Origin of the sequence: Pseudovibrio sp. W64 (assembly GCF_001623145.1) — a bacterium.
Taxonomy (GTDB): domain Bacteria; phylum Pseudomonadota; class Alphaproteobacteria; order Rhizobiales; family Stappiaceae; genus Pseudovibrio.
The window spans coordinates 452,152-475,637 of the sequence record NZ_LMCI01000038.1 but is presented as its reverse complement, the minus strand read 5'-3'; the positions used below and the strand labels follow the sequence as shown (position 1 = coordinate 475,637).

28 protein-coding genes are annotated in these 23,486 nt (G+C 52.1%); 14 read left to right on the top strand and 14 right to left on the bottom strand.

The annotated features are described in order from the left end of the window. Nucleotides 1-15 precede the first annotated feature (15 nt). The 12 genes from PsW64_RS18740 to PsW64_RS27650 are packed head-to-tail and all read left to right on the top strand — an operon-like array spanning nucleotide 16 to nucleotide 4,447. On the top strand, nucleotides 16-837 hold the full coding sequence (locus PsW64_RS18740) for a major capsid protein P2 (protein WP_063304546.1): 822 nt from the start codon (nucleotides 16-18) through the stop codon (nucleotides 835-837). Then, on the top strand, nucleotides 837-1,208 hold the full coding sequence (locus PsW64_RS18735) for a hypothetical protein (protein ID WP_063304545.1): 372 nt from the start codon (nucleotides 837-839) through the stop codon (nucleotides 1,206-1,208). The genes PsW64_RS18740 and PsW64_RS18735 overlap by 1 nt, the downstream gene beginning before the upstream one ends. After that, complete coding sequence (locus tag PsW64_RS18730; RefSeq protein WP_063304544.1) at nucleotides 1,205-1,417, top strand: hypothetical protein; 213 nt, start codon at nucleotides 1,205-1,207, stop codon at nucleotides 1,415-1,417. Before PsW64_RS18735 ends, PsW64_RS18730 begins: the two co-directional genes overlap by 4 nt. Next, nucleotides 1,417-1,812, top strand: coding sequence for a hypothetical protein (locus tag PsW64_RS18725; protein ID WP_063304543.1), 396 nt, complete (start codon nucleotides 1,417-1,419; stop codon nucleotides 1,810-1,812). The genes PsW64_RS18730 and PsW64_RS18725 overlap by 1 nt, the downstream gene beginning before the upstream one ends. Further along, the gene (locus tag PsW64_RS18720; RefSeq protein WP_063304542.1) at nucleotides 1,812-2,171 is read left to right on the top strand and encodes a hypothetical protein; all 360 of its coding nucleotides are present in this window, start codon (nucleotides 1,812-1,814) and stop codon (nucleotides 2,169-2,171) included. Before PsW64_RS18725 ends, PsW64_RS18720 begins: the two co-directional genes overlap by 1 nt. Beyond that, nucleotides 2,168-2,776 carry a hypothetical protein gene (locus tag PsW64_RS18715; protein ID WP_063304541.1) on the top strand — a complete coding sequence of 203 codons (609 nt, stop codon included), beginning with the start codon at nucleotides 2,168-2,170 and terminating at the stop codon, nucleotides 2,774-2,776. Before PsW64_RS18720 ends, PsW64_RS18715 begins: the two co-directional genes overlap by 4 nt. Then, nucleotides 2,776-3,105: a hypothetical protein gene (locus tag PsW64_RS18710; protein ID WP_063304540.1), complete on the top strand. Its 330-nt coding sequence runs from the start codon at nucleotides 2,776-2,778 to the stop codon at nucleotides 3,103-3,105. The genes PsW64_RS18715 and PsW64_RS18710 overlap by 1 nt, the downstream gene beginning before the upstream one ends. Beyond that, nucleotides 3,105-3,791 carry a cell wall hydrolase gene (locus tag PsW64_RS18705; protein WP_063304539.1) on the top strand — a complete coding sequence of 229 codons (687 nt, stop codon included), beginning with the start codon at nucleotides 3,105-3,107 and terminating at the stop codon, nucleotides 3,789-3,791. The genes PsW64_RS18710 and PsW64_RS18705 overlap by 1 nt, the downstream gene beginning before the upstream one ends. Then, nucleotides 3,791-3,934, top strand: coding sequence for a hypothetical protein (locus tag PsW64_RS27655; RefSeq protein WP_193757825.1), 144 nt, complete (start codon nucleotides 3,791-3,793; stop codon nucleotides 3,932-3,934). The genes PsW64_RS18705 and PsW64_RS27655 overlap by 1 nt, the downstream gene beginning before the upstream one ends. Further along, nucleotides 3,931-4,110, top strand: a complete 180-nt coding sequence (locus PsW64_RS18700) for a hypothetical protein (RefSeq protein ID WP_063304538.1) — start codon at nucleotides 3,931-3,933, stop codon at nucleotides 4,108-4,110. Before PsW64_RS27655 ends, PsW64_RS18700 begins: the two co-directional genes overlap by 4 nt. Continuing rightward, nucleotides 4,095-4,307, top strand: a complete 213-nt coding sequence (locus tag PsW64_RS18695) for a hypothetical protein (RefSeq protein ID WP_153042393.1) — start codon at nucleotides 4,095-4,097, stop codon at nucleotides 4,305-4,307. The genes PsW64_RS18700 and PsW64_RS18695 overlap by 16 nt, the downstream gene beginning before the upstream one ends. Next, nucleotides 4,307-4,447, top strand: coding sequence for a hypothetical protein (locus PsW64_RS27650; RefSeq protein WP_193757824.1), 141 nt, complete (start codon nucleotides 4,307-4,309; stop codon nucleotides 4,445-4,447). Before PsW64_RS18695 ends, PsW64_RS27650 begins: the two co-directional genes overlap by 1 nt. Nucleotides 4,448-4,615: 168 nt before the next feature. Here the strand turns inward: PsW64_RS27650 and PsW64_RS18690 are convergent, their stop codons facing one another. From PsW64_RS18690 to PsW64_RS18625, 14 genes are all read right to left on the bottom strand, one after another. Next, on the bottom strand, nucleotides 4,616-5,050 hold the full coding sequence (locus PsW64_RS18690; protein WP_063304536.1) for a hypothetical protein: 435 nt from the start codon (nucleotides 5,048-5,050) through the stop codon (nucleotides 4,616-4,618). Nucleotides 5,051-5,201: 151 nt separating this feature from the next. Continuing rightward, entirely contained in the window at nucleotides 5,202-5,750 is a 549-nt protein-coding gene (locus PsW64_RS18685; protein WP_063304535.1) for a thioredoxin family protein, read from the bottom strand. Between the two features lie 108 nt (nucleotides 5,751-5,858). Further along, nucleotides 5,859-6,260, bottom strand: a complete 402-nt coding sequence (cueR, locus tag PsW64_RS18680; RefSeq protein ID WP_063304534.1) for a Cu(I)-responsive transcriptional regulator — start codon at nucleotides 6,258-6,260, stop codon at nucleotides 5,859-5,861. A 16-nt stretch (nucleotides 6,261-6,276) separates the two neighbouring features. Beyond that, nucleotides 6,277-8,736 (bottom strand): heavy metal translocating P-type ATPase, encoded by a 2,460-nt coding sequence (locus tag PsW64_RS18675; protein ID WP_208980878.1) that lies wholly within the window; start codon nucleotides 8,734-8,736, stop codon nucleotides 6,277-6,279. 120 nt (nucleotides 8,737-8,856) lie between these two features. Further along, nucleotides 8,857-12,036 carry an efflux RND transporter permease subunit gene (locus PsW64_RS18670; RefSeq protein ID WP_063304533.1) on the bottom strand — a complete coding sequence of 1,060 codons (3,180 nt, stop codon included), beginning with the start codon at nucleotides 12,034-12,036 and terminating at the stop codon, nucleotides 8,857-8,859. Beyond that, nucleotides 12,033-13,541 (bottom strand): efflux RND transporter periplasmic adaptor subunit, encoded by a 1,509-nt coding sequence (locus PsW64_RS18665; RefSeq protein ID WP_063304532.1) that lies wholly within the window; start codon nucleotides 13,539-13,541, stop codon nucleotides 12,033-12,035. The genes PsW64_RS18670 and PsW64_RS18665 overlap by 4 nt, the downstream gene beginning before the upstream one ends. Before the next feature lie 276 nt (nucleotides 13,542-13,817). Beyond that, nucleotides 13,818-14,195, bottom strand: coding sequence for a carboxymuconolactone decarboxylase family protein (locus tag PsW64_RS18660; protein WP_063295772.1), 378 nt, complete (start codon nucleotides 14,193-14,195; stop codon nucleotides 13,818-13,820). Between the two features lie 14 nt (nucleotides 14,196-14,209). After that, entirely contained in the window at nucleotides 14,210-15,661 is a 1,452-nt protein-coding gene (locus tag PsW64_RS18655) for an NAD-dependent succinate-semialdehyde dehydrogenase (protein WP_063304531.1), read from the bottom strand. A 108-nt stretch (nucleotides 15,662-15,769) separates the two neighbouring features. Beyond that, entirely contained in the window at nucleotides 15,770-17,443 is a 1,674-nt protein-coding gene (locus PsW64_RS18650; RefSeq protein WP_063287751.1) for a BCCT family transporter, read from the bottom strand. A 110-nt stretch (nucleotides 17,444-17,553) separates the two neighbouring features. After that, the gene (locus tag PsW64_RS18645; protein WP_063292243.1) at nucleotides 17,554-19,020 is read right to left on the bottom strand and encodes an aldehyde dehydrogenase; all 1,467 of its coding nucleotides are present in this window, start codon (nucleotides 19,018-19,020) and stop codon (nucleotides 17,554-17,556) included. Beyond that, nucleotides 19,020-20,066 carry an LLM class flavin-dependent oxidoreductase gene (locus PsW64_RS18640; RefSeq protein WP_063292216.1) on the bottom strand — a complete coding sequence of 349 codons (1,047 nt, stop codon included), beginning with the start codon at nucleotides 20,064-20,066 and terminating at the stop codon, nucleotides 19,020-19,022. Before PsW64_RS18640 ends, PsW64_RS18645 begins: the two co-directional genes overlap by 1 nt. A 3-nt stretch (nucleotides 20,067-20,069) precedes the next feature. Further along, nucleotides 20,070-20,987 carry a flavin reductase family protein gene (locus PsW64_RS18635; protein ID WP_063304530.1) on the bottom strand — a complete coding sequence of 306 codons (918 nt, stop codon included), beginning with the start codon at nucleotides 20,985-20,987 and terminating at the stop codon, nucleotides 20,070-20,072. A 17-nt stretch (nucleotides 20,988-21,004) separates the two neighbouring features. Then, a complete protein-coding gene (locus PsW64_RS18630; RefSeq protein ID WP_063287747.1) occupies nucleotides 21,005-21,811 on the bottom strand; it encodes an alpha/beta fold hydrolase in 807 nt (268 codons plus the stop codon). Next, a complete protein-coding gene (locus tag PsW64_RS18625) occupies nucleotides 21,777-22,385 on the bottom strand; it encodes an amino acid synthesis family protein (protein WP_057464621.1) in 609 nt (202 codons plus the stop codon). The genes PsW64_RS18630 and PsW64_RS18625 overlap by 35 nt, the downstream gene beginning before the upstream one ends. A gap of 111 nt (nucleotides 22,386-22,496) precedes the next feature. On the opposite strand from PsW64_RS18625, the gene PsW64_RS18620 reads away from it, so the two are divergent. Further along, a complete protein-coding gene (locus PsW64_RS18620) occupies nucleotides 22,497-23,195 on the top strand; it encodes a GntR family transcriptional regulator (RefSeq protein ID WP_063292218.1) in 699 nt (232 codons plus the stop codon). After that, entirely contained in the window at nucleotides 23,195-23,485 is a 291-nt protein-coding gene (locus tag PsW64_RS18615; RefSeq protein ID WP_063292219.1) for a DUF1330 domain-containing protein, read from the top strand. Before PsW64_RS18620 ends, PsW64_RS18615 begins: the two co-directional genes overlap by 1 nt. Nucleotide 23,486 lies beyond the last annotated feature (1 nt).

The following is a 23,486-nucleotide window of genomic DNA, read 5'->3' as shown; positions in this document are numbered from 1 at the left end:
AAAGGCCGTCTGACTATGATGCGTCGTACAGAACTCATGAACCCGTTTCACAACGTGGTTCCCGGCGAAAAGGCAACGGTGACGCTGCCAACTGATCGTCGTTATCACAAAATCATTCTCGAATACCGCGCTGGCACCACGCTTGCCACACGCTCCACAATTCAAGACGCTGTAAAGAATATTCGGGTGATGCTGAATGGCGTTCCACAGTGGGAGCTGTCTGCTAGAGAGCAGTATGCCATTTTGAGCATTAAAGGTGTGAATCTTTCCAATGGCATCATTCCACTCAATTTCTCCGAGCCTTGGCGGCGTACTCCTAACGGAGAAGATGCAACCGCGTGGTCGCTTCAGGGGAAGGCAAGTTCCTTTCAAATTGAAGTGGAGCTGGATGCAGCTGCGAGCAATCCGAGCATCAAGTGTTATGCTGAATACGATAACGTTGATGCGCCTTTGCTGATCAAGAAGTTCACCCGCTCTCAGGTTCAAGTCTCGACAACTGGCATTCTGACAGTCGATCAAATCCCGAACCTTGGTGACATCCACGCAATGTACGGCTTTGAAAAAGAAGCTGGAGACATCAAGTCTGTGAAGATTGAGCGCAATGGCTACGTCGCTTATGACCTGCCACGTGCAATCGCGAATGAGACACTGCGCACCCATGGTGGGGGCTTGGTAGATGATGTATTCGCTGTACGCTTTGATCGAACAGAACGTATCGGGCATTTCCTCAAGCTGACAAAGGCGGATGGCTTCTCGGTTCCTATCAAGCAGGAATACGAGATGGCGAAGGCCAATTCCTTCACGCAAATCCTTGAGTATCTCGGCGCTCCTAACTAATGAGCCCGTTTGATCGGATTGCAGAGGGTTGGGCTCAATTTAACCCAACCCCAACTGCGACGGGGTCTGCGAGTGCGCCTCCGCCACAGTCCAACGCGCCAACGGCTTCCGGTGGCGGCTTCTTTGATAGTCTGGGTGGTTTCTTTTCCGGTCTGAGCAATACAGCTGGTGGCTTGCTTGATAGTGCGGGCGATCTGGTTGGGAGTTGGAATTCTCTGGAAGGGCAAGTCACCTCTCAGCCTCCTCAATCTGGCGGGGGAGGTCCACAGCGAGGTGGTGTCCTTCACATTCCACCTCCGACCAACTGGAAGCCCATGGTTGCCATTGGCGCTATGGGCATCTTCGCAGCCTACATGGTGATTAAAAAATGACGGTTCCGGTTCCTCCACTTCCTCCGCTCAATTTGACTGGCGGTCATGCTGGGCCTGCGGTCTCTGGTGGTGGCGGGCAGTCAGTTTATGCCAATTGGAACCCTGCACCATGGAACCCATTGGGCTCTCGTTCTGCTGTTGGCTTGCCTGTTTTGCTGGTTATCGCCGTTGCAGTTGGTGGCTTCTATTTCATGAGGAAAAAGCTGTAATGCCTGAAATCAATACAAATGAAATGGTTACTGGCGATGTGGTGACCTATCTCGTGGAAGCTGCTGAAAAGTACCATCCTGAGTGTACTGATGCAGCCTCCAGACTTGATGACTGCCGCGCTTTTACCGTACGCGATGGCGGCGAACTCATGCTTGCAGCTGCCTATCAAATTCATGAGTGCAACAATGGCCGGGAGTTGACGGTTGTTGCGCTCAACGGTTCAAAAGCCAAATTCGTGAAGTGGTTGCCGCTGCTAAAAGACGCCTTTGTCGAACTAGCGCGGTTGGAAGACTGTGATCGGATTTTGGTTTCTGTTGATCGTCCAGCCATGGAAAGAGCTTTGAGCGCTCTGGATTTCGGGCCTGTCGCAACATTGATGAGGTTCATGGTCTGATGTGTCTGGGAGGTCAAACAAAATCTAGCACTTCTGCTAGTTCCAAGGTCTACAACACAGATCGCCGCGTTGTCTCTGAGGGCAATGGCGTAGCCATTTCTGCAGGTGATGGGGCAATCATCGAACTGGATCAGGTGCCGGAGGAAATCCTTGATGCAAGCATCAATGCCGTCACCGGAGCGTATGAACTGGTTTCCAAGTCGCTTGATGTTGCCAGCCTGTCAACTGCCAATGCCGTTTCCAGTGTAACGAGCGGGGAGGTTGAAAACCCTGCTGCCAGCAAGCTCAGCCGCGACAATCGCCTTTTGATCGCTGTTGCAATTATGGGGGCTGCGTACGTCGCGGCTAAGAAGCTATGAACGTAAACATCTCAGAATATGCAGGAACGCTTGCCGCTGGTGGTCGCCGTGAAATCGACATTGAGGGAACCTCCGTTCGCTGCATGGCTTCAGATCGCGAGTTCACCATCCAGTTTCCGTCTATGGGTGGGCGAATGCTCGTTGAAAACGGCATTGAGCTTAATCCCGAATTGTCGTTCAAAAAGGTCATTTTAGAAAATCCGAGTAATGCGGATTTGTCCTATCGAATTGTTGTCGCCAATGGCGTGAAGCTCAATGACAGCCGCTTGAATTTCAGTGCCGGGGCACCTGTCACGGTTCAAACGGATGTTGAAGCAATCAAGGTGAGGACTGAAGACGCTGATCCTCTAAAGGTTCTTGATGCCAGTGCTCCAAAGATTGGAACGCTGACAAAAATCAGCGTCAATCAAACAGGCAAGCCAATCCCTGCCAATGCAGATCGCAAATCAATCCGCATTCAGAATATTAGTCCTGGGGTGGTGATCATTGATTACGGGATTTGGTTGGAACCTCTTGCCGTTTTTGAGACGCAAGCAACAAATGCAATGACGGCTCGGGTTCAAGGCAATCCGAATGGTGTGATTAGCGTTTGGGAGGTGGTGTGATGATCGGGCAATACAAGAAAACCCTAACAAGGGACACGGGCTTTGATGGCGGCGACATTGAAGACTGGATAGCTGGCACTCATGGCCAAACCATTATTAGCGCTGCTGAAAACCCGAACGGGATCATTATTCGGCATATCGTTGTCAATGCGGATGCCGTGGAGAGTTTTGCGCTGATCATTGGGGATGCGTTTTACATAATTCGTGAGCGAGCACTGATGAAGTCACAATACCCGATATTTGTACCTGCTGGCGTTGCCGTGCGTGGTGGTACAGGTGGCGGCTCTCTAACGCTTTCTCTGTCTTACGACAAACTGCCGGGGATGTGATGGGGAAGGCTGCTGCACTTGTGACGCTTGCTGGGGCCGGGGGCATGATGGCGCTCTATCTGGCGCAAGCCAGAGGGTATGCGGTTGTAACCTCGCCGGGGTCTTCGCCAAGCTCCCCAGTTCCCAATAATCCAAACCGTGAAACACCTAGCACGGATCTCAATTTTGACTGGCTTGGCGGTGTTACGGGCTGGTTTTCAGATACTTTTGGAGGTCGGGAAATGAAAAACAATAAGCCCGCAAGTCCTTCCGGGTCTGCAACTGGCGTTATCAATGTCAGTCGCGCTGTGCTCGTTCTAGCGCGTACGCTTTATGGTGAAGCACGCGGTTCGCCTTGGGAAGGCAAGCAAGCGGTTGCGAATGTGGTGATGAACCGCGTTAAGTCCCGGCGCTTTCCAAATACCATTGAGCGTGTGTGTCTCCAGAGCTACCAATTTTCGTGCTGGAATGAAGGTGATCCCAATCGGGCGAAGATTAAAGACCTTCAGCCTGGGGCAAATACACTCTTTGATCAGTGCATTGATATTGCGCGCTCTGCTGAACAGGGGCTTCTCACAGATGTAACAGGCGGGGCTGATCACTACTACGCCTCTTACTTTGCACAGCCTTACTGGATCACAAATAGCCCAAATGCTCGCATGACGGCACAGATCGGTAAACACAAGTTCTATACGGGGATTGCGTAATGCCTGTGCTGGCATGGGGCGCTTTGGCCGTCGCCGGGATTTTCGGGGTTGGATACACCTCTGAAAAGCTCAACCAATCCTCCAAGCTCCTCATTGCAGCGGGTGCGCTGTATCTGGTGGCAAAGAAGGGGAAACTGATTTGAGCCTTGATCCTTCCATGATCCTGAATGCGCTGACTGCTGGGTTGTTGGGCTGGGTGGCTGTTCAGCTTGTCCAGAACACGAAAAGCATGGCGGTGCTGGAAACCATCGTAGAGCGCCACTCTACGCAGATTGAAAAACTAGAAGAAAAGGAAGCTGAGAAATGCGGGAACGACTAACAGAGCCGTCTTCTATGGCTGGAATTGGAATGGTGGCTTATAGCTTGTCTCTAGCCTCTGGTTATGGACAACCTGAACAGGCTGAGCAGATTGCGACGGCAGCAGCAAACGAGCTGAGCGCAGGCAACTGGTTCAATGCTCTGCTGATCGGCCTGACCGGGGCGGCTGCAATCTACCTCAAAGAAGGGCAGAAATAATGGGAACGCTTTACGACTACATCCCGAATTGGCTGGTTGAATGGGTGCCCGGTGCTGCTGAAGAACGCAGAAAGCGCCAGATTAAGACTGTGCTTGTTATTGCTGGTGCGGCCTTCATCCTTTCCAAGGTCAAAAAATAATGGCTGTACATGCTGGTACTTTGACCGCGCCTTGCGGCTGGGAAGAAATGCCGACCAATCCCGGTTTTCTGCGCATGAAATCTTGCGATCGTGTCGGGACTGGTTCGGGCAATGTCAATCTGTCCGAGCTGTTTGCTTCTGGTTGGACTGGGCTGGAAATCGGCTGGCCTAGTCCTCAATCCCAAGGCGGTACTTCCAATAGGGCACGATTGGCATCTTACGGGGCGTTAGCTCTCGCTGTGCTCGGTTTAATATACGTCCTACGGAATTAGGGTGCAGCCGGAACCGGAACCCCAGCTCCTTGTTTGTCATTCCCGAATTCGCCAACCGTCTGATTTCTCTGTTTCGCCGTTCAAGCGCTACCGCATCGCGCTTCTGGACGGCTTTTTTGTGCCATGCAAGCACGGTTTCAACGCTCAGGCCGTGCTCTGCTGCGAAGGCTTCAGGGTCAACATCGTGTTGAATGCTGTTGATAAGTTCATTGAATTCGCGCAATTTTCGCAAAAAATTACGTCGCTCACGTACACATTTTCGTAGTTGTTTGGCTTCATGCTCATGTATTTCGAGCTGTTCCTCTAAGGAGGTTAGTTTAATATCGCGCATTGAATACTACAGTTATTGGAACAAAATATTCTGATAGTGCGATAGACATCAACATAGTTATAGGTGACTTATTTGTTGATGTTTAATCGCGAGCGCGTTGATATTACTGAGGTAATTGCAATTTCAATTTCGTATAACCAACCTTATGGAACTAATTTGACCACTTGATCGAACATCCCATGCTTGGGATTTGTTCTTCAGGTCCTCGACCTGTTTCTGAAATTAACTGCATCGCATCCAAAAGCTCGGTTTTGCGTGCGGCTGGGTCGTTAAATCCTGCATCATCTAAGCGGCCACGGTATTGTAGCTCACCTTTACTGTTGAGACCAAAGAAGTCTGGCGTGCAAACTGCACCATATCTCTTTCCTACTGTTTGGTTTTCATCAACCAGATAAGGAAATTCAAAGCCATACAGTTGCGAAAAGTCTTTCATCTTGCGCGGAGCATCTGCGGAAACCGAGTGATAGTCATTGGACATCACTGCTAAAACCCCAAAGCCTTCAGAGATGAGCAAGCTGGTATCTGCCGCCAAACGATCTCCAATCGCCTGCACATAAGGACAATGGTTGCAAATAAACGCAATCAGGAGCCCCTTTTCACCAATACACTCCGACATGGTGAAATTATTTCCATCAGGGTCCTTAAGCGTAAAATCCGGTGCCTTCCAACCAAAGTCACAAACAGGAGTATTCAGAAGCACAATGCCACCCTTTAACTAATTGATCTGCCTAAAGGTTGTCATAAGAAAGGCTGAGCTGTCCATAAGAACTGGATGAAAATGTCCAGGCCTGTGGTCACGATTTCCTGATCACCCCTGTTCCCTCTTCCCGTTACTCAAATTATCAAGGATTGGGCAGTCGGGGCGGTGGTCGCCGGCGCAGGCGGTTATGAGGTGGGTGAGTGTGTCGCGCATGGCGATGAGGTCGACGATTTTAGCCTCGATTTCTTTGACGTGTTGTTGCGCGATCTTTTTGACGTCAGAGCTACCGCGCTCTTTGTCTTCATAGAGTGCCAGCAAGGCCCGGCACTCTTCGATGTTGAATCCGAGGGAACGGGCGCGGCCGATGAATGTCAGCTTGTGCAGCTCCGTTTCCTCAAAGATCCGATAGCCGTTTTCATTCCGTTTGGGATGAAGGAACCCAATATCCTCATAATAACGGATGGTCTTGGTCGGGATGCCGGAGCGTTCTGCTACTTCGCCAATATTCATCGTCGTTCCATCCCTCTTAATACGCAGTTGTTGCTTTGATCCAGCGTAACCGCAAAGCGTTGGTTAAGACAAACACGCTTGAAAGTGCCATCGCACCTGCTGCCAGAACAGGAGACAGAAGCGGGCCACCGAATGGATATAACACGCCAGCAGCAACCGGGATCAGCAGTGTATTGTAACTGAATGCCCAGAACAGGTTCTGGCGGATGTTGCGCATGGTTTGCTGGCTGATATGGAACGCATTGACCACACCGTTCAGATCTCCTGCCATCAGAACGACATCCGCGGCTTCAATTGCCACATCAGTGCCAGTTCCAATGGCAATACCAACATCTGCTGCTGCCAGAGCAGGCGCATCATTGATGCCATCGCCCACGAAGGCCAGTTTACCAGAAGCGTTCTTACGCAAGTCTTCCAGCGCACGGACTTTGCCGTCAGGCAGAACTTCGGCAACCACGCTGTCGATGCCAAGTTCGGCTGCAATGGCGTTAGCTGTCTTCTGGTTATCACCCGTGATCATCACAACCTTCAAGCCAAGCTCATGAAGGGACTTGATCGCATCTGGAGTTGTCTTCTTGATTGGGTCAGCAACTGCAATTACCGCTGCAATTTTTCCATCAATAGCGACGTAAAGCGGGGTTTTTCCTCTAGTTGCAAGTACAGTTGCATCAACAGAAAGCTGTTCCAGTGCAATACCTTCACGGTCCATCAACCGATCTGCACCAACCAGAACATCGTGCCCCTGCACAACTGCGCTGACGCCAAATCCGGTCAGAGAGTTAAAGCTCTCTGGTTTTGGAAGTGCAATGCCACGCTCTTCGACGGCCTGCACAATCGCCTTTGCAATGGGGTGTTCGGAGCTTTGCTCAACTGCTGCGACCAATCGCAGAACATCTTCCTCCTCAAAACCTTCATGCAGGATAATATCTGTCAGTTCCGGATGTCCGGCAGTGAGCGTGCCGGTCTTGTCCAAGGCAACCACCTTGGTTTCCTGAAGCATCTGCAACGCATCGCCTTTGCGGAACAGGACGCCAAGTTCGGCTGCGCGACCTGTACCAACCATAATGGAGGTTGGCGTTGCAAGCCCCATGGCACATGGGCAAGCGATGATAAGCACAGCAACACCCGCGACCAAAGCAAGACTAAGCGCGGGATCGGGACCAAACAGGAACCACACAGCAACGGTGAGGATCGCAATAGTAATCACGGCTGGCACAAACCACGACGTGATTTTGTCGACCAATCCCTGAATTGGCAGCTTGGCACCCTGAGCCTGTTCCACCATCTGAATGATTTGGGAGAGAACGGTATCATTGCCAACTTTGCTTGCACGCACGCTTAAGGCACCTGTGCCATTGATTGTTGCGCCGACAACATCGTCACCAGAGGCCTTTTCAACCGGAATTGGCTCACCTGTAATCATGCTCTCATCCACGAAGGAAGAACCTGAGACAACGGCACCATCCACAGCGATCTTTTCACCTGGGCGCACCTGAATGACATCACCCACAATGATCTCTTCAATCGGGACTTCTGTCGCCACGCCATCGCGCTCAACACGCGCGGTTTTAGCCTGCATGCCAACGAGTTTCTGGATCGCCTCGCCAGTTCTGCCTTTGGCGCGTGCCTCCAGAAAGCGGCCTAGCAAGATGAGGACGACAATTACAGCTGCGGCCTCGTAATAGACGTTTACGGTTCCCGCCGGGAGCAACTGCGGCGTAAAAGTTGAAACGAGAGAGAATACATAAGCGGCGGAGGTCCCAAGCGCGACCAAAGAGTTCATATCCGGCGCGCCTTTTAAGAGCGACGGGAAGCCCTTGGTGTAGAAATGTCGGCCAGGTCCAAAGAGCACAACAGTCGTCAGGACGAACTGCAGGTAATAACTGTTTTGCAAACCAAGAGAATTCTCAACAAGCATATGGACGCCGGGAATGAAGTGACTTCCCATTTCGATAAGAAAAACTGGAAGTGCCAGCACGGCAGCGAGCAACACCTTGCTCTTGAGCAGACGGATTTCATCTGTTTTGCGGTGAGCCGCTTCCGCAGGCTCGGTCTTGTCCAATGTAGCAGGATACCCTGCTGAGGTGACCAGTTCAGCAATCGCGGAGGGTGTTATCGCCCCCCCTGCGTAATGCACTGTCGCACTTTCTGTTGCCAGATTAACATTGGCTTCCAGAACACCATTTCCGGCTCGCAAAGCCTTTTCAGCTCGTCCCACACAAGACGCGCAGTTCAGGTTCCCAACACCAAAGGTGATGCTTTCTGTGAGCGCTGGATAGCCAGCTTTCTGAAGCGCATCGGCCACATCTTGCGGCGTGAGGGTCTCATCGTAATTGACCTGTACGCTTTCTGTTGCAAGATTGACAGAGGCGTTCGCCACACCCGAAATACTCTTGAGTGCTTTCTCGACACGACCGACGCAAGACGCACAATTCATGCCTTCGACTTGCATTTTCAGTGTTGAACTGTGGGACATAATTTCACCATTTCATTGTCTATTGAAGGCACCCTAAGGGTTCCAGCGACTGGAAGGTCAAGACTAAAATCATCAGGAAAATGAAAAGACTTTGGCCATCAGGTAAATGACAGCGAAACATCACTTAGTCTTTGTTTTCTCCAGACTTTCACTGGCTTCTTCTGCGGTGATTTTATTCAAGGCAGATAGTCGGGCTCTCTTCCAAAGCACATAAATTGCCGGAATAACGAAGAGTGTCAGCAGTGTTGCGGTGATCATGCCGCCAACCATTGGGGCTGCAATCCGTTTCATGATCTCTGAGCCTGTTGCACTGCCCAGCATGATCGGTATCAACCCGGCAAAGATGGTTGCCACGGTCATCACTTTTGGCCGCAATCGTAACAGGGCACCCTCGACAACGGCATCAAGGATATCTTTTGCGGTGAGGACCTTGTGTTCTTTCCTGGCAAACGCCACGCGCTTGTCCCAGGAAAGGTTCAGGTACAACAACATCACGATGGCTGTTTCGACAGCCACGCCTGCCAGGGCAATGAAGCCGACCAGTACGGCAACCGACAAGTCAAACCCCAGAGCGTAAACAAACCAAACACCGCCTGTCAGCGCGACTGGCAGAGACGTCAGAATGATTGCCACTTCACCCACGCGGTTGAATGCGAGGAAAAGCATCAGAGTGATGATCAGCAATGTCACGGGCGCAACCAACTGTAAGCGTTCCTGAACACGCTCGATATACTCATACTGTCCTGACCATGTGATCGAGTAGCCAGCAGGGATTTTAACTTCGGAAGCAACCAGTTCTTGTGCTTCGCTGACATAACCGCCAAGGTCTCGTCCCTCGATATCAATGAAAACAAAACCTGTTGGTCGCGCATTCTCTGAGCGGATCATACCGGGGCCGTCAACAATGTTGATATCAGAGACAGCTCCAAGCGGAATATGCGCACCCGATGGTGTCACAACAGGGAGTTTCTCAAGTTGATCCGGGCTGCTTCTCCAATCTTGAGGATAGCGCAAATTGATGGGGTATCGCTCCAAACCCTCAACGCTTTCGGTGATATCCATTCCACCAATCGCGGTTTGCACCACATCCTGAACATCCTTGATATTCAGCATATAGCGAGCCGCGGCATTACGATCGATATCAATCTCGATAAAGCGCGCACCTCTTGGGCGCTCTGCGTAGGAGGAAAGTGTCCCCTCTACGCCTTTCACGAGGCCCTCAATCTTCACTGCAATATCTTGAATGACTTGTAAGTCAGGTCCAGACACTTTGACACCGACAGGTGTTTTCATACCAGTCGCAAGCATATCAATACGGTTCTTGATTGGTTGGATCCAGACGTTAGTCAGGCCGGGAACTTGCACTGACTTATCCAGTTCTTGCCGAATTTTCTCAAGCGTCATCCCTTCACGCCACTGATCTTGCGGCTTCAGCTGAATGGTGGTTTCAAACATGGTCAGTGGAGCTGGATCTGTTGCTGTTTCAGCGCGTCCAAGTTTGCCGTGAACGGTCTTTACTTCAGGCACCTGCATGATCATACGGTCAGTCTGCTGAAGTAACTCACGCGCCTTACCTATAGAAACACCGGTGTACAGCGACGGCATGTAAAGAAAGTCACCTTCCTTCAACTCCGGCATGAACTCAGACCCAATCCGGTTCAGCGGCACAAGAATGGACGCAACCAGAACCAGCGCAAAAATGATCGTTGTTTTAGGCCAGGCAATAACGCCTGCAAGCGCGGGCCGGTACAAAGCGATGCACAATCGATTGACCGGGTTCTTGGCCTCAGGATGAATGCGTCCTCGCACGAAATATCCCATCAGCACTGGCACAAGCGTGATGCTGAGAATAGACGCAGCCGCCATGGCATAGGTTTTAGTGAACGCAAGCGGCTTGAACAGACGACCTTCCTGCGCTTCCAGCACGAACACCGGTAGAAAGCTGATGGTAATAATCGCCAGTGAATAGAACAGAGCTGGTCCAACCTCTGAACAGCATTCGGCGACAATCTTCCAGCGGTTCTTATCGGGATTCGGTTCCTTCTCAAGCCGTCGATGCATGGCCTCAATCATCACAATGGCCGCATCAACCATCGCTCCAATAGCGATAGCGATCCCACCAAGGGACATGATGTTCGCATTCACCCCTTGTAGACGCATCACCAGCAGTGCCGTCAAAATGCCAAGAGGAAGCGAAATCAAGATGACCAGCGAAGACCTGAGGTGTAGAAGAAACACTGCACACACCAGAACCACAACCAGAAACTCCTCAGAGAGTTTTGTGGTCAGGTTATCAATTGCTCGCTCAATCACCCCAGCCCGGTCATAGGTGGTCACAATCTCCACGCCTTCAGGCAGGTTCGGTTTCAGCTCCTCCAGCTTGGCATGCACACCTTCTAGTGTTCTCAGCGGGTTTTCGCCCCAGCGCATAATGACGACGGCCCCAACAGAGTCGCCTTCGCCGTTCAGGTCAGCCACACCACGGCGCATTTGCGGACCAAGGCGGATGTCTGCCACATCACTCAGGGTGAGAGCTGCACCACGCTCATTCACCTTGATCGGGATTTGCTCAAGATCCTCAATAGATTGGATGTACCCGGTTGCTCGGACCATGTACTCCGCTTCTGCCATCTCAATCACACTGCCGCTGGTCTCACGGTTCGCGTTCTGGATCGTGCTCATGAGAGCAGGCAATGTCACGCCATAGGCTCGTAGTTTGTTGGGGTCAACGACCACCTGATACTGCTTGACCATACCGCCGATGGTTGCCACTTCCGACACACCGCTGACAGTTTGAAGCTCATACTTCAACCACCAGTCCTGTAAAGAGCGCAGCTGTGCCAGATCATGTTGACCGGTCCGGTCAATCAGGGCGTACTGAAAAATCCAGCCAACTCCTGTCGCATCTGGACCCAGTTCAGGCGTCACGCCTTCAGGCAGTTGGGCTCCAACCTGAGCAAGGTATTCCAGCACCCGGCTTCTGGCCCAATAAAGGTCCGTACCGTCCTTAAAAACCACATAGACGTAGGAATCGCCATAAAACGAGAAACCCCGCACGTCGATCACGTCTGGCACTGACAGCATGGCTGTGGCGATCGGATAGGTTACCTGATCCTCAATGACCTGAGGGGCCTGTCCGTCATAAGGGGTTTTGATAATGACCTGCACATCAGACAGATCCGGAATTGCATCAACCGGTGTTTCTTTCAGCGCCCAGATGCCACCAAGTGTCAGCATCACAGCGGCCATGAGCACGATCACGCGGTTCCTGATGGATGCACGTATGATGGAGCCAATCATTTTTCATCGGCCCCCACCGTGTCAGCAGGTGCTGTTTTTGAAGCTTGATCTTTGACATCTCGCAGATCGACAAGGCTGAAGCGCTTGTCAGACCCCTTTGAGATAGCAAACTCAATAGGCCTATCATATTGGAATGCGTGGTTCTTCAGGTTTGCACGGACCGCAAACGTCGTTTCCATCGCTGGCCACTGCAACTCCTCAATGGCATCATGTCGAATGGTGACAGAGTTTGTCTCAGCATCGAAATGAGTCACCGTGCCATTAACCCAGATGGGACCGTCTTGCGCAGAAGACATGCGGGCCATGCCCGCCGAGAGTGAACTCTCACTATCAATCAGAAACTGAGCGGAGGTTACGACTTCTTCCCCTGCTTCAAGCCCTTGTAAGATCTCGGTCCTGCTTCCTCCTCCAAAACGCCCCGTCAGGCCCGGCGTCACCATGCGTGGCTGAAACGTGCCCTCCTCAGTTTGCAGGATAACCCGATCAAATGAACCTGTGCGGATCAGTGCGCTGGCTGGAATTGTCAATGCACGTCGCGTTTCAGATGGGATGATGGTTACGCGGCCAAACATGTTCGGACGTAAAACACCCTCTGAGTTGTCAAAATGCAGACGGACCGGCAGAGTGCGCGTCACCGCATCCAATTCCGGGTAGATATAATCGATACGACCCTCAAGCACTTGCCCGGGCAGATGCTCAAAGCTCGCAAGCACATCGCTGTTTTTGCTCAGGCGGGCAATGTCCTGCTCAAATACATCCACCATCAACCACACAGAAGACATATCAGACAAAGTAAGTGCTATGGAATCCGGCTGTAGATACATGCCATCCGCCGCTTCCAATGTGGTCACCACGCCGGATTGGGGAGCATACACCTTGAAGACCCTAGCCGGAGTATTCGCCCGAGCCATCTCATCAATCTGGGCGTCATCAATACCGTAATTCTGAAGTTGGATCCGGATGTTCTGCTCGGTTTGCTTATCATTCCGGCGCACAGCCCGGATCAGATCAGCACTCGCAACTGTCACCTCTGGCGCATAGACAGTGAAAAGCAAATCTCCCTTCTCAACGGGATCACCAATTGCACGGATGTTGAGCTTCTTGATCCAACCTTCAGTACGTAAGTGAACCTGGCTGGAACGATGCTCGTCATAGCCAACAAAACCAACACTTTCGATTTTCTCTGAGATAGGCTCAACGCTGGCGGTGGCCGTGCGTACACCGATGCTGTTAATCACATTTGGAGACAGCACAACAGAACTCCCAGATTGCTCAGCATCCTGTCCTGCATAAACAGGAACAAGATCCATCCCCATAGGAGACTTTCCAGGTGCATCGCGCCGGAAACTCGGGTCCATCGGCGCAACCCAGTATAGAACTTCACTTTCAGCACTGCCTGATCCAGCAGAAGTCCGGTCCATCGAACTTCCAATAAAGATCCCTAGCCCAGCCGAAACACTTGCTACAATCGCAAGCCCAGCCACAACCGCGTATCCACGACGCATCGGTCCTGTCCTGATTTACCAAACACCATTCAGACTTGAGGGTGCTTTGCTACCGCCGAGATACTCACCATCCCAACCAAATCCCTCCAAGCCCACAAAACAGCACCGCTTTTTCTTATTCCTTCTGGCACTGCCCAACTTAGCATCCAACATTCTAATCCTTCCAGTGACTGGAAGGTCAAGACTAATACTGAAGCCCAGTGCTTGCCGTAATCAAAAAAGCCCTGCTGATATCATCAGCAGGGCTCCCAAAAAGACTTTTTAGTAACAGAGGCTCTACAACTCCCCCGCCTCTTCCAGCACTTTTCTTGCGCTGCGGAAGCATTCTACTCCGGCGGGGACGCCGGCGTAGATGGCGACGATGTGGCAGGCGGCGCGGATTTGTTCTTTGGTGACGCCGTTGCGCAATGCACCTTTGCAGTGCAGTTCCCATTCGTGCATTTTGCCGAGTGCGCCGATCATGGCCAGATTCATCAGGCTGCGGGTTGGTGCATCGATAGCGTCATCTCCCCAGCCGAAACCCCAGCACCATTCGGTCATGGCTTCCTGAAACGGACGATTGAAGTCGTCCGCCTTTGCCAGGTTGGCCTCTACATAGTCAGCGCCAAGGGTTGCTTTGCGTTGTTTTAGGCCTTTTTCGAACCGGTCAGACATTCTTGTTTTCTCTCTTAAACGCTGATGCAGATGTATTTCATCTCAACATAATCTTCGATGCCGTACTTGGAGCCTTCACGGCCAAGTCCGGATTGCTTGACGCCTCCAAATGGTGCAACTTCAGTGGAGATCAGACCGGTGTTGACGCCTACCATGCCGTACTCCAACTCTTCCGCCACTTTGTAGACCGTGGAGAGATCATTGCTGTAGAAGTAAGAGGCCAAGCCGAACTCGGTATCGTTCGCTGCTGCAATGGCTTCATCAACTTCCTTGAAGCGGAACAGTGGAGCAAGCGGACCGAACGTTTCTTCTCTTGCCACGTCCATCTCACCAGTCACATTGGCAAGTACGGTTGGCTCAAAGAAGGTGCCGCCTTTGTCGCTGCGCTCACCACCACACACAACATTCGCACCCTTCTCAAGTGCATTCTTGATATGGGATTCCACCTTTTGAACGGCAGCTTCTGTGATGAGCGGTCCGATAGTCACACCGGATTGGAAGCCATCACCAACACTCAGGTTACGAACAGCATCCGCAAGTTTTTTGGCGAAGGCGTCGTAAACACCATCCTGTACATAGATACGGTTGGAGCAAACGCAGGTTTGGCCGGCATTGCGGAACTTGGAAATCAGTGCACCTTCAACGGCCTTGTCCAGATCTGCATCATTGAACACGATAAACGGTGCATTCCCGCCCAGTTCCAGGGAGAGCTTCTTAATCTGGTCAGCACTTTGGCGCATGAGAATGCGGCCAACATTTGTGGAGCCAGTGAAGCTGATCTTCTGAACAATGTCGTTGGTGCACAGCTCTTCACCGACGGCAACGGCATCCGTTGATGGAAGGATGCTCAGCACGCCTTTTGAGATGCCAGCTTGTTCTGCCAGCAATGCCAAAGCAAGCGCGGAAAGAGGTGTCTCAGCAGCAGGTTTTACGATCATCGCACAGCCAGCAGCCAGTGCAGGCGCAGCTTTGCGGGTGATCATCGCATTTGGAAAATTCCATGGTGTGATCGCTCCAACAACCCCGACTGGCTGCTTGATCACCATGATGCGTTTGTCTTCCTGATGGCCCGGAATAGTGTCGCCGTACACACGCTTTGCTTCTTCCGAAAACCATTCAATGAAGCTGGCACCGTAAAGGATCTCACCTTTTGCTTCTGCAACCGGCTTCCCCATTTCCGCGGTCAGTATGGTTGCAAGATCATCTGCATTTTCAACCAGCAAGTCGAACCAGCGCCTTAGAACCTGCGCGCGGTCCTTGCCTGTGCGTTTGCCCCATGCTTTTTGCGCAGTCTTCGCGGCGGTGATGGCATCGACCACATCAGAGCGCGAGCAATCGGCAACATTGGCAATCAGTTCACCTGTAGAGGGGTTGTTGACTGCAAAGGTTTTCTGGCGCGAAACAAAGCTACCATCGATATATGCACCGGATTGCAACAGGCTTGGGTTGTTCAGCTTCAGGTCCATGGCGACACCCTTTGTCTTTCATTGTTGTCACATCGGCATAGTCATCACGCCGGAAAAGAATGGGGACCAGATGTGGCCCCCATTCCGTTCATTTTCCGTTAAATCGGATTAAGCTCGCAGTTCGCGATCCAGAGCCGTTCCGTCAGGCGCGACTTCCTCATGAGGGTCTCTCACTGCACTTGAATCTTGCATGAGCGATTTCACAATTCCCCATGACATGAGAACCACAAGAGCACTGATCGGCAAGGCAGCCGCAATAGCAGCAGTTTGCAGAGCGGATAGTCCACCAGCCAACAAGAGCGCCGCAGCAACAACACCTTGAGCAACACCCCAGATCACACGATGCTGTTTAGGTGGGTGTGCATTGCCCATAGACAGGATGGTCGTGATAACCAAAGTGCCGGAGTCGGATGACGTGATAAACCATGTCGCCAGCAAGAAGGTGGTGAGTGCTGCAATCAACCAGCTGATTGTGCCATTAGAGGTCATCTGCTCAATGGTGCCATAGAGCGCGCCACCAAGGTTCCAGCTGTTAACGGTGTCAATCAGACCTGCAGTACCAACACCGCCTGGTGCATTCATTTCAATGAACAGTGCATTGCCGCCAAAAATGGTGATCCAGAGGAAGGCCATCACGGTTGGCACAAGCATCGCGCCGAACATAAACTCACGAATGGTACGGCCACGGCTGATGCGTGCGATGAACATGCCCACGAATGGTGCCCAGGAAAGCCACCAACCCCAGTAGAACATGGTCCAGCCACCCTGCCATTTCACATCGCCCGGTTCACTTGCGGTCCAGAAGCCCATGGACAGGAAGTTGGACATGTAATCGCCAACGGATGTGAGGAAGAAGCTTGCGAGCCACTGAGATGGACCTGCCACAACAAAGAACAGGATTAGCAGCAGTGTTAGAGCGATGTTCCACTCGGAAAGAATACGAATACCCTTGCCAATGCCAGAGACCGCAGACAGTGTCGCCACAATGGAAATACCGATAACCAAAGCGATCTGAGTAAGCGTGCCCGGATCAACGCCGAACAGCACGTTCAGGCCCTGTGCCATCTGGTTTACGCCAAGCCCCATGGACGTCGCGATGCCGAACACGGTACCAAATACGGCAAGCAGATCAACCGCATGACCTGCCGGGCCGTAGATGCGCTCGCCGAGGATCGGGTAAAGAGCACTACGGAACGTCAGTGGCAGCTTTTTGCGGAATGAGAAGTACGCAAGGCAAAGTCCGGTGATGGTGTAAATCGCCCAACCATGCAGACCCCAGTGGAAGTTGGTCACGCGAACCGCATCAACTGCACGGTCCATGTTCATCTCATTGTGGCCAGCCATATCCGCAAACGGGTTGTTTGGATAACCCCAGCCCGCGGAGTTATCGAAGTAGAACAACGGCTCAGCAACACCAAAGAACATGATGCCAATGGATACACTTGCGGAAAACAGCATTGCAAACCATGCAAAGTTGCTGAATTCCGGACGTGCATCATCATCGCCAAGACGGATGGAGCCAAACCGACTGACCATCAAGCCAATGCAAATGAAGAAGATGATCATGACTGAGGAGATGTAGTACCAGCTCAGCGCTGTTTCGACCCAGCTGCGTACCGCCCCGTACAGCTCACCGGCATAATCAACATTCAAAATCGTGAACACAACAAAGGCAGCAACCATAGCCTTGGCTGCGATAGACATTCCGTTGTGCAGACCCTTAAAGAGCCCCGTTTCGGCTACATTCAGATCTTTCTGAATGTGCTCTTTTTCGATAGCCATAGTTCCCTCCCAGGCTAAATTAATCGGACATTGTGTCCGTGCCGGGTTTCACCGCCGGCTTATCTCCAGCCCCTGCTGAACAGGAGCTACGGATGGGGTTCTCCCTGTTCTCAGCGCATAACGAATGGATCCGGAATCGGATCATCAGAGGTGCGCAACCAAACTGTTTTAACTGTTGTGTAATCCAAAGCTGCCTGCAGTCCGCCTTCGCGGCCATGGCCGGAAAGTCCCTGTCCGCCAAACGGAGCAACGGGGGAAACTGCGCGATAGGTGTTCACCCACACGATGCCGGAGCGAATGCCCTTTATCATGCGGTGTGCCCGCGTCAGGCTTTGTGTGAAGATGCCGGAAGCCAGGCCAAATTTTGTGTCGTTCGCCATCTGCAGGGCTTCAGCCTCTGTCTCAAAGGTAAGAACAGAAAGGACTGGGCCAAACAGCTCGGTTGTCACACAAGGAGCGTTCGGCACATCGGAGCAATCCAGAATGGTTGGCGGGAAGTAGAAACCATCACGGTCGCAATCCACGCCGCCTGTCAGGACCTTGGCACCAGCCTCAACAGAAGCTTTGATGACTGCATTGATGTGGTCGCGCTGGCGCTGGCTGCACAACGGGCCGACCTCTGTCGCCATATCCTGCGGATGCCCGATGACGACGGCTTCAGCTTTGGCCTTCAAACGAGCAAGAAACTCATCCTTGATGCTCTTTGCGATGATCAGGCGAGAACCTGCAACACAGCTTTGGCCTGTTGCTGCAAAAATGCCGGATATCTGCGCATTTACGGCGCTGTCGATATCTGCATCTTCAAACACGATAAATGGAGATTTTCCGCCCAGCTCAAGCGAGGTACTGGCAAGGTTTTCCGCGGAATTGCGCACGATGTGCTTTGCTGTTTCCGGTCCACCAGTAAAGGCAACGTGAGCCACTGATGGATGCGATGTCAGCACCTGTCCACATTCAGCACCAAATCCAGTGATGATGTTGACCACACCTTTCGGGAAGCCAGCTTCTTCAATCAGCTTGGCAAACTCCAAAAGAGGCGAAGGCCCTTCTTCAGATGCCTTCACAATCAACGTGCAGCCGGCTGCCAGTGCTGGGCCGATCTTAACAGCGGACAGGAACAGCTGATTGTTCCATGGAACAATGGCAGCCACCACGCCAACTGGCTCGCGGCGCAACCAAACTTCCATGTCTTGCTTGTCGATTGGAAGGTGCGCTCCTTCAATCTTATCTGCCAGGCCAGCATAATACCGATAGTAATCCGCCACATACGCCACCTGGGCAGATGTTTCGCGGATGATTTTCCCGGTGTCCTGCGTTTCCAACTGTGCCAGCTTAGGCGCATTCGCCTCAACCAGATCTGCCAGTTTGTAAAGCAACTTGCCGCGCTGTGTGGCTGTCAGGCTGCTCCAGGCAGGATCAAAGAAAGCCCGCTCAGCTGCAGCAACAGCACGGTTTACGTCCTCAGTCCGCGCCTCGGGCATTTCTGCCCAAGGCTGACCCGTTGCCGGGTCCAGACTTTGAAACTGTGCTGAGCCATCTTCAAATCGACCATCGATATAGTGCTGGAAGCGTTTCATCATGCATCCTTTTGGAAAGCAGGCATCACTTCGTTGATGAAGCGTTCAAGAGACGCTTTCTTGCGCTCAAACGTCATGCCGCTATCAATCCAGAATGAGTATTCATCGTAGCCAAGGTCTTCGTAGTGCTTCAGGCGCTCGATGACTTTGTCAGACGTACCGATCACATTGTTGGTGCGCATCTGCTCTGCGCTGTAGAATGGATGGTTCGCGATATCTTCGTCGTTGAGCGGCTCAATAAGACCCTGAGTGATTGGGCGTTCGTTTTTGAACCATGCACCAAAGTAGTTGTAGAAACGGTTGACCTCCTCAGCACCCTGCTGAACATCCGCCTCATCACCACCAACATAGGTGTGACGCAGCAACATAATCTTTGGACGTGGAACGGATGGGCTTTTCTCACAAGCATCGTTGAAGCGTTCCATGAGGCTTTCAACTTCATCATCCCCGTTCCAGAGCGGCGTTACCTGAACATTACAGCCGTTCGCCACCGCAAAATCATGGGAGTTTGGATCACGTGCAGCAACCCAGACAGGCGGGTGCGGATCCTGCATTGGTTGTGGTGCAGACGTCGTTTTCGGGAACTGCCAATACTCACCTTCGTGAGCATAATCACCATCCCAAAGCTTCTTGACGGCAGGCACCAGCTCTCGCATACGCTGGCCAGCTTCCCAAGCGTCAAGACCCGGGATCATACGCTCATATTCAAAACTGTAGGCACCACGAGCAATACCCAGCTCAAGACGGCCATCCATAATGATATCCGCCATAGCTGCTTCGCCAGCCAGCTTGATTGGATGCCAGAAAGGCGCGATGACAGTTCCTGTTCCAAGACGTACATTTTCGGTCCGCCGTGCCAGATCTACAAGGTTGATGAAAGGGTTCGGCGCAATGGTGAAGTTCATGCCATGGTGTTCACCAGTCCAGATCGCATGCATGCCACCTTTGTCTGCAATCTCACAGAGCTGCAAAAACTCGTCATAGAGTTTTTGCTGGCTTTCATCAGCGGAAATGCGCTCAAGATGGATGAAAAGTGAAAATTTCATGGCTTACTCTCCCAGTGCGATTTTGCGCACTTCGCCGTTTTCATGATTTCCAAAATAGATGCCGAAATTGCCCTTCTGCGTCTCCTTCGCAAACCGGCCCAGCATTTTCTGTGTTGCAGCATCCTGCACGCGCGCCAGCACATCATCTGTCAGCGCGAGGAAGTTTCCAGACTGGCTGGCCCCTTCACCGGCTGAGCAATGGAAAGCCAGATGCTGGGCATTCGCCTCTTCATCTTCGTAGACGGAGTAAATGAAGCCGACAGAAGACGGGACACCGACCTCTTCCAGTAATGCTGTAAGTTCTTTGGTTGGTGTGCCTTTGCTGACATTGCGCGTTGGCAATCGCAGTTGGCCTGCATCATCTTCAAAAAACAGCACTTTTTTGTCTCGTTCCAGGAGAGCGCTAACAACGGTTTCACTATCTACCTGAATGGAGCTGACTTCTTGTGTGGCAGTAAAATATGCACCGCGCGCGTAACCCAGACCGTTGGCAACGCCGGTCTCAAAAGCCTTTACTTCACCGATCAGAATTGCATGGTCACCCGCGTCCACCACATTGTGCATTGAGCAATCAAACCATGCAGCTACATCAGAAAGGACCGGAGCGCCATTCGGACCGACTTTCCAGTCAACCGTCGCAAAACGGTCTTCGACACGGCTTGCAAAGGTGTTGGACACATCCTTTTGGGTTTCTGCCAAAATATTGACGGCGAAACCGGATGCCTCAGTCAACGCATCATAATTGCTGGAGCTTTTCGCAAGACATACCAGCAACAATGGCGGATCGAGGGAAACGCTTGAAAAGGAATTTGCCGTAAAGCCGAGCGGCTCACCATCCTGCCCATGGGCTGTCACAACCGTAACACCGGTAAGGAATGTACCAAATGCATTCCTCAATGTACGTGGGTCCATCGCTGTCATCGGGTAGATCTCCCTTTCTATCCGTTTGTTCTTATTGGCTGTTTTAACCAGCTTGCCATTGCGGCGTTGACTTGTTCCGGTGCTGTCAGATTGACCATATGACGATGGCCTTCAATGATGCAGACCATGCCGTCCTGCGCTGCCTTGGCCATATCCACCGCCATTTCCTTGGTGGAGTTCGGATCACCATCACCCGTCAGCAAAAGCGCCGGGCATCTGATTTCCTCCCATTTGTCAGCATAGGTCGCGTCCCCATGTGCAAATGCGTTGTAAGTGACTGCATAGCCAACCGGATCAACCTCCCGGAGCCAGTTGCCGACTTTTTCTTTCGCCTGCTGATCCGCAATGCTCTCACTAAACCAACGGCTTAAAGGTCCGTCGATGTTGATGTGACCCTCTGCGATTTCCTTAGCCCGCGCCTCCACAGCACTGCGAGCTTCTGGAGATCTGCGGTAAACGCCGTTCAACAAAGCAACGCGTTTTACGCGTTCCGGGTACGTTGCTGCGTAACCACCGCTGATCAGTGCGCCCATGGAGTGACCGGCAAGATTGACCTGCTCAAATCCAAGCGCTGAGATCGCTGCATGCAGCCACGCCACATAGTCTTCCAGCTGAGAGCCTTGGGGAAGCGCAGTGCTTCCTCCATGCCCCGGCATGTTTACCGCAATAACACGATGCGTTTTCGCAAAATGCTCGATTTGCGGTTCCCAGGAAGCATCCTGCATGCCAACCCCGTGGACCAGCACAAGCGGCTCACCTTCACCAACCTCACGGTAGCAAACAGTGCCCTTAGGATGTGACAGCTGCAGGGTTGTCAACGTCATGTCCCAGCTCCTTAAGGTCCTGATAGCGATCACCAATCCGGTGGTGCGGGCGTCCTGAGAGTGAAGCTCCCAGTGCGATGACGATTTCATCTGGGCCCGGAGCATCGGGAATAGCAAGCTGAATGGTGAGATAGTGTGAACGGCGACCACCATCATTCTTGTCCATCAGCGGAATCATGATCGGAGCGTTTGCACCAGCGCGGGTGTTGCAGAACGCCAGATAGGTTTTGGCGCCGACAGCTTCACGGTAAAAATTACCAAATTGCAGGGTGTGAATGAGCGCAGAGGCATGCTCGACTTCACCGTTCACACCAACAACAGCTGCTTTACCGTAACCCTCAACAGCTTCACCAGAACCTGCAAAGTTGATGATCATATCCGTCAGCAAGCTACCAACATCTGGTGCAACATCATGGATGCCCGGACGCAGATCTTCAACAAAGCCCTGCCCAGCCCATGGGTTCTTGATCACAGCAACGGCCGCAATCATCCGCAATGGGGTCTCTGCTTTTTTGCCACCTTCAATCAGCGTGTCTTCCACGTGAAGAAGTGTCTTGCGTATCTCTGCTGGCATTGGTCTTCCGTTCATTCCACTGTCAAATTCAATGGTGATAAGATGGTATACCATAATACCGAATGTCAATACCTTCTTGCGAATGAAGTCAACGCAAGCTAGATTGATGCCATGATCTCTACTGCAAATAATCCTTTGAAAATTGAGCGTCCCACCATGACGCTTCGCGATATGGCTCTTGAGAAAATGAGAGCTGCTATCATTGCCGGGCATTTCCAGTCAGGAGACCGTTTGGTCGAGCGGCCACTTTGCGACCAGCTTGGCGTAAGCCGTTCAGTTGTAAGGGAAACAATCCGATACCTTGAAGCAGAAGGCCTTGTTGAAATTCTGCCAAACAAAGGCCCGATCGTTGCCAAACTGGATTGGGAAAACGCGCAGCAGATCTACGAAATCCGCATGCTTTTGGAGACCAGTGCCGCACAAAAATGCGCTGAACTAGCCAAAGATGGGGATAAGAAAAAACTTGGTAAAGCGCTCGCTCAGCTCAAATTGGCCTACAGCAGCGGCGAAACAAACGACCTGTTTGAAGCAACAACATTATTCTATCAGTGCATTTTTGATATCAGCGGCCAGAACGTTGCATGGGAAGTGGTACAGCGACTCAATGGTCGCATCAGCCGTTTGCGCGCAATGACTTTGGGTACTCGTGACCGCCATGATGCAGGTTACAAACGGATCGAGAAAATCTACTCCGCAATCGAAACGAACGACCCTCAGGCCGCTGCAGCTGCCATTCAGTTACATCTGACGGAAGCCGCAAATATTGCCAAGACCCTTCTGACTGCAGAACTGAGCAAAAGCGAAAAATAATGCCTAAAGCCTACTGGATTGCCCACGTCACAGTCACGGACGCTGACGCCTACACAAACTACACCCAGGCCGCTCCAGCCGCCTTCCAAAAATACGGCGCCCGCTTCCTCGCCCGCGGCGGAAAAACCGAGCACCTGGAAGGCACCACACACCCCCGTAACGTCGTCATCGAATTCGACACCATGGAACAAGCCCTGGCCTGCTACCACTCCCCAGAATACCAAGAAGCCAAAACCCACCGCAAAACCGCTGCTTTGGCAGACATTATGATCGTTGAGGGGTTGGAATAAG